Origin of the sequence: Enterobacteriaceae endosymbiont of Donacia proxima, from assembly GCF_012569285.1 — a bacterium.
Classification (GTDB): Bacteria; Pseudomonadota; Gammaproteobacteria; order Enterobacterales; family Enterobacteriaceae.
The window spans coordinates 413,734-426,944 of record NZ_CP046198.1 but is presented as its reverse complement, the minus strand read 5'-3'; the positions used below and the strand labels follow the sequence as shown (position 1 = coordinate 426,944).

The 13,211-nt window shown below is 16.2% G+C and carries 7 protein-coding genes; 4 read left to right on the top strand and 3 right to left on the bottom strand.

What is annotated here, in order from left to right; genetic code table 11:
* Nucleotide 1 precedes the first annotated feature (1 nt).
* Together ptsI and GJT97_RS02035 are read right to left on the bottom strand one after the other, a co-directional pair.
* Nucleotides 2-1,735 carry a phosphoenolpyruvate-protein phosphotransferase PtsI gene (gene ptsI / locus GJT97_RS02040; protein ID WP_169767823.1) on the bottom strand — a complete coding sequence of 578 codons (1,734 nt, stop codon included), beginning with the start codon at nt 1,733-1,735 and terminating at the stop codon, nt 2-4.
* A 111-nt stretch (nt 1,736-1,846) separates the two neighbouring features.
* On the bottom strand, nt 1,847-2,101 hold the full coding sequence (locus GJT97_RS02035) for an HPr family phosphocarrier protein (protein ID WP_169767822.1): 255 nt from the start codon (nt 2,099-2,101) through the stop codon (nt 1,847-1,849).
* A gap of 288 nt (nt 2,102-2,389) precedes the next feature.
* On the opposite strand from GJT97_RS02035, the gene lysA reads away from it, so the two are divergent.
* Nucleotides 2,390-3,661, top strand: a complete 1,272-nt coding sequence (gene lysA / locus GJT97_RS02030) for a diaminopimelate decarboxylase (protein WP_169767821.1) — start codon at nt 2,390-2,392, stop codon at nt 3,659-3,661.
* An 8-nt stretch (nt 3,662-3,669) separates the two neighbouring features.
* On the opposite strand, the gene GJT97_RS02025 is transcribed toward lysA, so the two are convergent.
* Nucleotides 3,670-4,338: a MutH/Sau3AI family endonuclease gene (locus tag GJT97_RS02025; RefSeq protein ID WP_169767820.1), complete on the bottom strand. Its 669-nt coding sequence runs from the start codon at nt 4,336-4,338 to the stop codon at nt 3,670-3,672.
* A 273-nt stretch (nt 4,339-4,611) separates the two neighbouring features.
* On the opposite strand from GJT97_RS02025, the gene GJT97_RS02020 reads away from it, so the two are divergent.
* The 3 genes from GJT97_RS02020 to recD are packed head-to-tail and all read left to right on the top strand — an operon-like array spanning nt 4,612 to nt 13,186.
* The gene (locus GJT97_RS02020) at nt 4,612-7,752 is read left to right on the top strand and encodes an exodeoxyribonuclease V subunit gamma (protein WP_169767819.1); all 3,141 of its coding nucleotides are present in this window, start codon (nt 4,612-4,614) and stop codon (nt 7,750-7,752) included.
* An 8-nt stretch (nt 7,753-7,760) separates the two neighbouring features.
* Nucleotides 7,761-11,309 carry an exodeoxyribonuclease V subunit beta gene (recB, locus tag GJT97_RS02015; protein WP_169767818.1) on the top strand — a complete coding sequence of 1,183 codons (3,549 nt, stop codon included), beginning with the start codon at nt 7,761-7,763 and terminating at the stop codon, nt 11,307-11,309.
* Between the two features lie 32 nt (nt 11,310-11,341).
* Nucleotides 11,342-13,186 (top strand): exodeoxyribonuclease V subunit alpha, encoded by a 1,845-nt coding sequence (recD, locus tag GJT97_RS02010; protein ID WP_169767817.1) that lies wholly within the window; start codon nt 11,342-11,344, stop codon nt 13,184-13,186.
* The last annotated feature ends 25 nt before the right edge of the window (nt 13,187-13,211 follow it).

Here is a 13,211-nt window from a genome sequence, read left to right as displayed (position 1 = left end):
TTTACCTTTTTAAAAAATAATTTTTTTTATTAAATTCTAGTAATAAATTTTGAATATCTTTAATAGTAGGTTGTAATAAAATATTTTTAGCTAGTTCTTTAGCTTTAATTATTTTAATATTACGAATAATATTTTTAATTTTTGGGATAGAAATAGCATTCATGCTTAATTCATTTAATCCCATTCCTAATAATACAGGAATAAAAAATTCATCACTTGCTAATTCACCACACATTCCTGTCCATTTACCTTCTTCATGAGAAATATCTATTACTTTTTTAATAAGCAATAAAATTGCTGGATGAATAGGATTATATAAATGTGAAATTAAATCATTTCCTCGATCTACAGCTAATGTATATTGTGTTAAATCATTTGTACCTATACTAAAAAAATCAATTTCTTTTATTAAAAAATGAGCTATTATAGCTGATGCTGGAGTTTCTATCATTACTCCTATAGAAATATTTTTATCAAAATCGTATTTTTGTTCTTGTAATTTTTTTTTTAAAAATTTTATTTGTTCTTTTAAAAAAAGAACTTCATCTATTGAAATAATCATAGGAAACATTATACATAATTTACCAAAAAAAGATGCTCTTAAAATAGCTCTTAATTGTGTATGTAAAATATCTTTTCGATCGATGCTTATTCTAATAGCTCTATAACCCAAAAATGGATTTTCTTCTCGAGGTAAATTCATATATGATATTTTTTTATCTCCTCCTATATCCATAGTTCTAATAATAACAGATTTTTTATTCATATTTATTGCTAATGTCTTATAAACAAAAAATTGTTCTTCTTCTGTAGGAAAAGAATCACGATTCATAAATAAAAATTCTGTTCTATATAATCCGATACCATCAGCACCATTATTTTTAATATTCTTTAATTCTTTTAAAGATCCTATATTACCACAAATTTTAATTTGATAATTATCTTTAGTTTTAGCAGGTAAATTACTAATTTTTTTTAATTTTTCTTTTTCTATTATATATTTTTCAAATAATATCTTTTTTTCTTTTATTATTTTTTGTGAAGGATTAATAAAAATATTATTATTAATACCATCTAAAATAATATAATCATTTGTTTTAATTTTTTTTGTAATATTACCAGTACCGACAATTGCTGGTATTTCTAATGAACGTGCCATTATAGCTGTATGAGATGTTTTACTTCCTAAATCAGTAATAAATCCTAAAATTTTTTTTAAATTTAATTGTGCTGTTTCTGATGGAGTAAGATCTTTTGCAATTAAAATTACTTTTTCATTTATATCATTTAAATTAATAATATCTAAATTTAAAATATTTTTTATTAAACGATCACCTATATCTCTAATATCGGTAGCTCTTTCTTTTAAATACTGATCACTTAAATTTTGTAATATTTTAATTTGAGATTTTATAACAGAATTTACTGCAGCATCTGCTGTTATAAAATGATTTTTTATTAACAAAATAACTTCTTTTGTCATTTCTTCATCTTGAAGTAAGAGAATATGTCCATCAAGAATTGATTTTTTTTCAGAACTGTACTTTTTAAGTAATTTTATTTTTATAAATTCTATTTGTTCTATAGATTTTTTTTGACTATTTAAGAATTTATTAATTTCTATATCTATTTGATTATCGGTAATTTTTTTATGATTAATAATAATATTATCTATTTTAAATAAAAATGCCTTACCAAATGAAATACCAGGAGAAGCTAAAATTCCTGAAATCATATTTTTTACCTCTAATGTATTAAAATTACATATTAAATATATATTTATATATTTAATATAATTTTATAAAATATTTAAAATTAAATTTTTTTATAAAATTTAATAATTTATTTATAAATTTTGAATAATTTTAGATAAATGTTCAATAGCTTTTTTTTCATCTTTCCCAGAAGTTTTTAAAATAATTAAAGTTCCTTTAGTTAATCCTAAAGTTTGTATTTTAAATAAACTTTTAGCATTTACTGTTTTACCATTAGACGTAATAGTAATATCAGAAATAAAATTTTTAGCTTCTTTTACAAATAATGCTGCAGGACGAGTATGAAAACCATGAGTATTATTAATAATAATTTCTTTTTGTAACATTATTTTTCCTTAAATTTTAATATTTTAAATGAATTTATATAAATTAAAAAATAAAATTTATTTTATTTATAATAAATTATAATAAATTATAATTATAAATTATATAAATAATTATGATATATTTTAAATATTTTATTTAATAGATAACATAGATAAATTATCTTGGCTAGTAAATTAATAAAATAACAATTTATTAAAAATTTATTTTAAAGATAGAATTTTTTAAATAAATTTTATTCTATATAGAATATATATAATTATTTAAAAACATTTATAAGGTTTATAAAAATGAACGTAAAAATTTTTGATAAAAAATTTAATAAAAATAATATTTCTATTAAAACTATTTTATTTCTCATAAAAAAATATAATACTCCATTTTGGTTATATTGTGCAGAAAATATAAAAAATAAAATTTTACAATTAAAAAAATTTGATATAATCAGATTTGCACAAAAATCTTGTTCTAATATAAATATTTTAAAATTAATGAAATATCAAGGAGTTAAAGTAGATGCTATTTCATTAGGAGAAATAGAAAGAGCTTTAACAGCTGGATATAATCCAAAAAATATAAATGACATTGTTTTTACATCAGATATTTTTGAAAAAAAAACATTAAAACGTATTATTTCTTTAAATATTACTGTTAATATTGGATCAATAGATATGTTACATCAATTAGGTAAAATATCCAAAAATCATAACATATTGTTAAGAATTAATCCAGGTTTTGGTTATGGCCATAATAAAAAAACAAATACAGGAGGAGAAAATAGTAAACATGGTATCTGGTATAAAGATTTAAAAAAATCTATTTTTTTAATAAAAAAATATAATTTAAATTTAATAGGTATACATATGCATATAGGTTCAGGAGTAAATTATAATCATTTACAAAAAGTATGTAATTCTATGTTATTAAATGTATTACAACCTTATATGCCAAAAATTAATATTATTTCAGCAGGTGGAGGATTAACAATACCTTATAAAAAAACTGACAGTATAGTAGATACTAATCATTATTTTGATTTATGGAATAAAACAAGAAATATTCTTAATAATTTTTTTAAAAAAAATATAAAAATAGAAATTGAACCAGGAAGATTTTTAGTAGCTGAATCAGGTATATTAATTTGTCAAGTATGTGCTATAAAAATTATTAAAAATAAAAGATTTGTTCTAGTTAATGTTGGTTTTAATGATTTAATTAGACCTGTAATGTACGGTAGTTATCATTATATATCTGCAATTTCTTCTAAAGGTAGAGATATGTCTAATGATTATAAAACTAAAACTATTGTTGCAGGTCCTTTATGTGAATCAGGAGATGTATTTACTCAATTAGAAAATGGAGAAATTAATTTTTTTATGTTACCAAAAGTCAATATTGATGATTATTTAATTTTTCATGATACTGGAGCATACGGTTCATCAATGTCGTCTAATTATAATAGTAGACCTTTAATTCCAGAAATTTTAATTGAAAATAATATTCCTAAATTGATAAGAAGACGTCAAAAAATAGAAGAATTAATTAATTTAGAATTATGTTAAAATAATTTTTATTTAAATAAATAATTTAAATATTTTTTTTTAAAATAAAAAGATTTAGGTAAAATATATAAAAATTTTCCATTTTGATTAATTGTTCTAGTTAATTGTTTTTTATTACCTTTATTTTTAATTAATAAAATATTACCTTTATAAAAATTAATTTTTTTTAGTTGTCCTATAATTAATAATTTTATTAAATTATTCCAATCGTTATTTAATTTAACTTTATCTTTAAAAGAAGGTTCCCAAAAAAATGGATCACCTATTTTTTTATTAAATATAGAAGTATTTATATTATTAGTAATAATAGGTATCCATAAAATTTTAGATATTTTTTTATATAATTTTTTTTTATAAAAAGATAAATTATGTTTAATAATTAAAGGAAAAGAACAAATAAAACAATCGTTTAAAACTTTATTTTTTAAATTTATAGTAATTGTTTTAATTTCTATTCCAAGATGGGGAATATCTTGATTTAATTTATTATTTTGTTTTTTCCCAATTAAATAATATTCGATTAATTTTCCTATTATTCCTTTATCTTTTATAGAATTATTATTTATCGGATAATTTAACCATTTTATAATATCAATTATATAATGACCAGTTATTAACTTTGCTCTTAAAAATAAAATATTTTTATTTAATATAATTGAAGAAAAAATTTTTTTCATATATATACAAATTTATTTATTAATTATTATTTATACAATAAATTTAAAATTTTATTAATAAGATAATTTAAAAATTTGTAATATTTAAAATATTTAAATATTACATTATTAATTAAAATTTTTTATATTAAAATTATTAATCTGATATAGATTATCATATCTATTTTTTTTTAAAAAATAAATAGTATTTATTAATACTGGTAATTAGTATTTAAATATGTAATTATATTATTATTTTAATATAAAATTTTATTTTTTATATAAAATATAAATATGTTTACAATTTATTATTCAAATAATATTGATATTTTATTAAATTTAATAAAAATTCAAATAAAAAAATATCCTTTAAAAAAGATATTAGAACCAGAATTAATAATATATGAAAATTATGAAAATTTTTCTGAATTAATAAAAATTAAATTTTCAAATATATTAGGAATATATGGAAATATAAATTTTATTAATTTTGATACATTTCTTTGGAATATTTTTAAAAAAATAATTCCTAATTTAGATGAAAATGATTTTTTATATAAAAAAAATATTGTTTGGTTAATATTTTTGTTAATTCCAGAATTAATATCTACTGTAGAATTTCAGAATTTTAAAAAAAGCTTTAAATTTAAAATTAAAGATACTAAATATTTATTTCAATTATCAGAAAAAATATCCGATTTATATAATTATTATCAAAAATATAAACCAGAATTATTATTAATGTGGGAAAAAAATAAACTTGAACCTTTATTGAAAAATAAACATCAAATATGGCAAGCAAAATTATGGCAAACATTATTAATTTATTATAAAAATATTTTACATAAAAAATTATGGCATTATGGAAAATTATATAATTTTTATCAAAAATATAAAAAATATAAAAAATTTAAATATGATTTTCTTCCTGAAAGAATATTTATTCTAGATATACAAAATATACCTTTAATATATTTAAAATTATTAAAAAAATTAGAAAAATATATAGAAATACATATTTTCTTATGTACTCCCTCTAAGGAGTATTGGGATAATTTTTTGTATAGCAAAAATAATCAAAAAATTAATTTTAATAAATTATTATTTTTATGGGGAAATTATACATTAAATAATATTAATAAGTTAATAGATTTATCATCTAGATATATTGAAACATTTATAAAATATAATAATGTAAGTTTATTAAACTATATTAAAAATGATTTTTTGTATATACAAGAAAAAAAAATAAATTTAAAAAAAAAGAAAAAAATAAATTATCTAGATAAATCTATACAAATTAGTGTTTGTGAAGATTTTTATACAGAAATAAAATTATTATATAATAATATATTATATACTTTGAAAAAAAATCAAAATTATTTTTTACATGATATAATTGTTATATCTCCTAAGTTAAAATTATATATTCCATTTATTAATTCTATTTTTAAAAATATTAATCTTCCTATTAATATATATTCTAGTTTAGATAATATGGAAAATTTAGATATTTTAAATAAATTTTTATTTTTATTAAATTTATCTTATAAAGATCTAACTCCTTCTGAAATTTTTTTTTTATTAGATAATGAATTTATATCTAAAAAATTTTTTTTAAATAAAGAAGATTTAAAATATTTATATTATTGGATAAAAAATGTAGGTATTAAATATAATTTAAATATTAAAGATTTTGATAAGATTAATTTACCACAAGATCAATATACATGGAAGTTAGGTTTATATCGTATATTTTTAGGTTTTACTTTAAATACAAATTTTGGTCAATGGAAAAATCTTATTCCATATAATATATCGATAGGATTATCTAAAGAATTATTAGGAAAATTTATTTATTTTTTATTAAAGTTAGAAAAATGGAAAAAAAAATTAAAAAAAAAATTTTCTTTAGAAAAATGGAAAAAAAAATTATTAAATCTTTATTATGATTTTTTCCCTGGATTTGATCTAGTATCAAAAAATGTATATTTTATTTTAAAAAAAATTTTATCTTTTCTTGATCAAGGTCTATATTTTAAATATAAAAAAAAAATTTCTGTTAACATAATAACAGAAAAAATTAATTATTTAATTAAAAAAAAATATAAAAATTTTTCTTTTTGTATAAATAAAATTAATTTTTGTCCTTTTCATATATTACAAAATATGACTTTTAAAAAAGTTTTTATGATAGGAATGAGTAATGAATATTTACCAAAAAAAATAAATCCTATAATTTTTGATTTAACTCATAAATTTTCTAATAAAAATGAAAAAAATTATTTAGATAAAGAAAAAAATATTTTATTAAAACTATTAATTTCTACGGAAAATAAATTATTTATTAGTTATACAAATAGTAATTTAAATAATGATAATAATAATTTATCTATATTAATTAATGAATTATTATCACATATTTCTAAAAATTATTATTTAAAAAATAATTATACTAAATATTTTTATAGAAACTATCATAATAATTTCCCAATAAAAAAAAAAAATATACTATATTCTAATAATTTTAAAAAATTAAAATTAATTAACATTACTAAATTATCAATTAATAATTTAATTAATTTTTGGAAACATCCTGTTAAAGGTTTTTTTAATCAAAGATTTAAAATATATTTAAAAAATATACGCGATATAACAACATTTAATGTAAAATCATTTAAAATTGATCCATTACAAGAATTTTTAATAAAAAAACAAATATTATATACATTTATATCAAATAAAAATATTAATGATTTATACCTTTTTTATTTAAATAAAGGTATCTTACCCTATGGGGATTATGGAAAAATATGGTGGGAAGAAAAAATTTATACAATAAATCAAATATTTAATAATCAATTTAAAAAATATCAATACATAGAAAAAAATAATAAAATCAATTTGAATATTTCTAATCTTAGATTAGAAGGTAATATTAATTATTTTAGTAATCAAAATAATTATATTATATTAGAACCTAAAAAAATAGATATTAAATCCATTATTAGTTTATGGATTAATCATTTAATTCTATGCATAAATAGTAATAAAAAATTTTTTTTATCTATCCATGGCATAGAAAATACAAAATTTAGTTTTCAATTTTTAGAAAAAAATCAAGCTTATTTTTTATTAGAAAAATATATTAATGGTTATATTTATGGTATAAATAATCCTATTTTATTACCTATGAAAAGTTCTTGGATTTGGATAAAAAGTTGCTATGATAGAATAAAAAAACATATTAATATGGATATTAATGTACAAAATCAATCAAAAAAAAAATTTTATTATTACTGGAATAATACTTTAAATGAGTATAATGATCCATATTTTCAAAAATTGAACTTTTATTTAAATCATAAAAATTGGTTAAATACTAAACAATTAATAAAAAAATGGATGTTTGATTTACTATATTATAGTAGTTAATAAATAATATGACAAAAAAAATAATAAATTTTAAAGAATTTAATCCTTTTAAAGAAAATCTTAAAGGTCAATACTTAATTGAAGCATCAGCAGGTACAGGTAAAACCTTTAATATTATTATTATATATTTAAGAATGCTTTTAGGTTTGCATCAAAAAAATACTAATATAAAACCACTAAATGTAGATCAAATTTTAGTAGTAACTTTTACTGATATCGCGATACAAGATTTATATAAAAAAATTAAAAATAGTATTCATTTTTTAAGAATCGGATGTATACAACAAACAAGTAAATATGATGTAATAAATAATCTTCTTAAGGAAATAAAAGATTATAAAAATGCTAATATTTTATTATTAAAAGCTGAAAAAAATATACATAACGCATCTATTTATACAATACATTCTTTTTGTCAAAAAATTTTAAATTTAAAAAATTATGAAATTGATGATTTTTTATTTAATACAAAGATTATTAATAATGAATTACTTTTACAAAGTAAAGCTTCTATAATGTTTTGGAAAACATACTTATATAATTTACCTAAAGAAATAATAAAAATAATTTTATCATATTGGAAAACGCCAGATGATTTATTAAAAACATTATTACCATTTTTATCACAACTAAAATTACCAGTTATAAAATATCCTTTTAAAAATAGAGATATTTATGTACAATTTTATAAAAATAAAAAATATATTCAAAATATAAAAAAATATTGGATAAAATACAAAGATAATATAATTAGAATTATTAATAACTCTAATGTTAATAAACATATTTATAATAAAAAATTTATAAAAAATTGGATAAATATTATTGATAAATGGAGTTTATTAGAAACCAAAAATAATTTCTTTCCTAAAGAATTATTTAGATTTTCTCAAAAAATATTAATTAATAATACTATTAATAAAATTAATATACCTCAATATATATTATTTCAATATATTGATTATTTTATAAATAAAATTATTAATTTAAAATATTTAATAATTATTAAAGCGATTAAATATATAAAAAAATTTGTGTTACAAAAAAAAAAAAGTAATAATAAAATAAGTTTTAATGATTTATTAGATATTTTAAATAAAAGTTTAAATACTAAATTTGGCATCCAAATTATAAAAGATATAAGAAAATTATTTCCTGTAATATTAATAGATGAATTTCAAGATACAGATATCCAACAATATAATATTTTAAAAAAAATTTATTTTAATCAAAAAAATCATTTAATGATACTTATTGGCGATCCTAAACAGGCAATTTATTCTTTTAGAGGTGCTGATGTTTTTACTTATTTAAAAGCTTCACTAGAAATAAAAAAATGTTATACATTAATATATAATTGGCGTTCTTCAAGTACGATAATTAATGGTATTAATAAATTATTTTCTAATAGAACTTATCCTTTTTTATTTAAAAATATAGTATTTAATCCGATTAAATATAAATCGAAAAAATTAAATGATCATTTTATTATAAATGATAAGATCAAATCTGGAATAACTTTTTGGTTTATTGATAAAATTATGGATATAAATATGTATAGGAAAAAAATATCATATATTTGTGCATATGAAATATGTCAATTAATAATTTTAGGTAAAAAAGGAAAAGCTTTTTTAAAAAAAAATGATAAAAAAAAAAATATTGATATTTCGGATATAACCGTTATAGTTCGTAATAGATTTGAAGCAATAATTTTACAAAAAGAATTTATAAAATTTAATTTACCTTTTATTTACTTATCTAATTCTAATCATATTTTTGAAAAAGAAGAAGCTAAAGAATTAGTTTTTTTATTACAAACTATTTTAAGACCAAATAGAAGACAAGAAATTATAAATATTTTATCAAGTGCATTATTTAATATAAATTTATCTTTTTTTGATAAAAAAAATAAAAAAAATCATATAGAAAAAATAATTAATAAATTTAATAAATATAAATTAATTTGGGAAAAATATGGAATTTTAAGTATGTTAGAAGAAATCTTTATAAAAGATAAACTAATATCTAAAATAAATATTTTAAATCAGTTTATGAAAGAAAAAATAAAAAATATTTTACGTTTAGGTGAAATAATACAAACATCATGTTTTGATATAAAAGATCATAAAAAAATAATAAAATGGTTATTACAACAAATTAAATATACAAATAAAAATTTATTAAATCAACAAATAAAATTAAATAATGAAATTAATAAAATTAAAATTATGACTATACATAAATCTAAAGGATTACAATTTCCTATTGTTTGGTTACCATTTATTTCTTCTAATATTATTGATTTTATAAATAAAGATGGCATTCTTTATCATAATAGGAGAAGTTTTAAAATAACTTTAGATTTTATCAAAGATGAAGAAAGTAAAAAATTATTTTTAGAAGAAACTCTTTCTGAAAATTTAAGATTATTATATGTATCTTTAACTAGATCAATTTTCCATTGTAGTATCGGTATTACTAATCTAAAATTTTATAATTTTAAAAAATTAAATTCATATATATCTTATACAAATGCTTTAAATTTTTTATTAAAAAAAAAAAATAATATTTCAGATACTAATTTTAAAAAAATTTTATATAATTTAAAAGATAAAAATATTTCTATTAAAATTTTTAATAAAATAAAAAAAATAAAATTAGATAATAATATTTATACAAAATTAAAAAATAAAAAATTATTTACATCTCCAATAAAAAATTTTTATTTTAAAAATAAAATAGTATCTAGTTTTTCTAAAATTAAAAAACAACAAGATTTTAATTTAAATTTTTTAAATATTAATTATCAATATAATTTTTTAAATTTAATTAAAAATAATGGTAAAAAAACACAATATAATTTTCCTGTAGGGAAAAATATGGGAATTATTATTCATAATATTTTAGAAAAATTAGATTTTACAAAAAAAATTTCTAGAATTTTTATAAAAAAAGAATTAATAAAAAAAAATATTAACTCTTCTTGGCATATTATGGTAACTAATTGGTTTAATAAAATTTTAAATATACCGATAGGTAAAAATAAAATTATTTTACATAAAATAAATAATAATGAAAAAAAAACAGAATTTAATTTTTATTTGTCTATAAAAAAAAGTTTTTCTTCTATAAAATATAATGATATTATAAGTAAATATGATATCATTTCGAGTAAATTAAATAAATTAAATTTTACAACAATTAGTGGTTTTTTATCAGGTATTATGGATTTAGTGTTTTTATGGGAAAAAAAATTCTATATTATAGATTATAAATCTAGTTGGTTAGGTAATAATAATGAAGATTATAAAATAAAAAATCTTGAAAAAGATATATATTTAAATCGTTATGATATACAATATAATTTTTATGCGTTAGCTTTACATAAATATTTAAAATATCGTATTAAAAATTATAATTATGAAAAATTTTTTGGAGGTATTATATACCTCTATATCAGAGGTCTTGATTATAAAATAAAAAAACATAATGGTGTATGGGAAACAAAACCATCGATTAAATTAATTAATAAATTAAACAAATTATTTTTATAAAATCTTATTTAAGAAATTTTGAATAAAATAACATGTATTTATTTTTAAAAAAATTATGTAAAATTAAAATTATTCGTTTAATTGATTTATATTTAGCATTTATAATAACAAATAAAAAAAAAGATTTATTAATGTTCGCTATTGCTTTACTTAGTAATTATATTGGGAAAGGTAATATTTGTTTACCAATATCTCAATTATATTTAAATATAAATATTAAAAATAAAAAAAATAATTTTTTTTTAAAGAAAATAAAAGAAATTAATAATATTAAAAATTGGGGGAAAATTTTATCGTCTTATGACGATATTGTTAGTAATGGTAAAAAAAATACTCCTATTGTTTTAATAAATAATTGTTTATATTTACATAAAATGTGGTATGAAGAAAATATAATCTTAAAAAATTTTCTTAATAACAATTTTTCTTTTATAGAACCAAAAAAAATAAAAAAAATTTTAGAATTTTTATGTAATAAAAAAGATTTTATACAACAAAAAGCTATTTGTTCTGCATTAACACATAAAATTAGTATAATTACTGGATCTCCTGGTACTGGTAAAACCAGTATTATATCAAAAATAATTTTTGCATTTATAAAAATTTTTAATAAAAATTTAAAAATAAAAATTGTAGCTACTACTGGTAAAGCTGCAGTTAGATTAACCCAATCTATTAATTATTTTTTTAAAAATATTTCTGATGAAATAATAGATAAAGAAAAAAGAAAAAATATTCCTAAAAAAGCAACTACTATACATCATTTATTAAAAATGAAAATTTATACTAAAGAAATCAAATTTAATCCATTAAATCAACTTAATATAGATTTATTAATTATCGATGAATCATCAATGATTGATTTTAATTTAATGTCTATTATTTTAAATATTTTACCTCCAAAGACTAAATTAATTTTATTAGGAGATGAATATCAATTACCTTCTATAGAATATGGAAATTTATTTAAAGATTTATGTTATTTTAAAAAATTTTATTTTACAAAAGAATATTTTTTATGGTTAAATTCTATAATTAAATATCAGTATAAAAAAAAAAATATACAAAAATTTTTTTTTCGTAATTTTATTACCGTTCTAAAATATAATTATAGGTATGCAATGAATTCTGGTATTAATAAATTAGCCTTAAATATAAAACATGGTAATCAAAAAAAACTTAAAAAAATTTTTTTATTAGAAAAATATGATGATATCCAATATTTTAATATGTTAAATGTAAATAAATATAAATTAATGATATCTTCTTTTATTAAAGAATATAAAAAATATTTTATTTATTTAAAAAAATATAAAATTTATGATAAAAGTATTTTATCTAAATTTAATAATTATCAAATAATATGTGCTATAAAATATGGATTATTTGGTACAAAAAAAATTAATTCTATTATTGAAAAAGAATTATTAAATAATAAAATAATAAATATTACTTCTCAAAATTATAATTGGTACATAGGAAAACCTATTATTATTACAAAAAATGATAATTATTTAAATTTATTTAATGGAGATATTGGTATTACCATACTAGATGAAAAAGATCAAAAATTAAAAATTAAATTTTTTTTATCTGATGGAAAACAAAAAATTATATGCATTGAAAATCTTCCATCATATGAAACAGCATATGCAATAACAGCTCATAAATCACAAGGATCAGAATTTCGAAATATTGCATTAGTGTTACCAAATAAATTTTATTCTATATTAACTAGAGAATTAATTTATACTGCTATTACAAGAGCTAAAAAAAATATTATTATTTATAGTAATAAAACTATTTTTTATAAAGCAATAAAATCTAAAATTCAAAGATTTTCTAATATTAAAAATAAAATAATTAGCCATATATAAATATTTTATTATTTAAAATAAATAT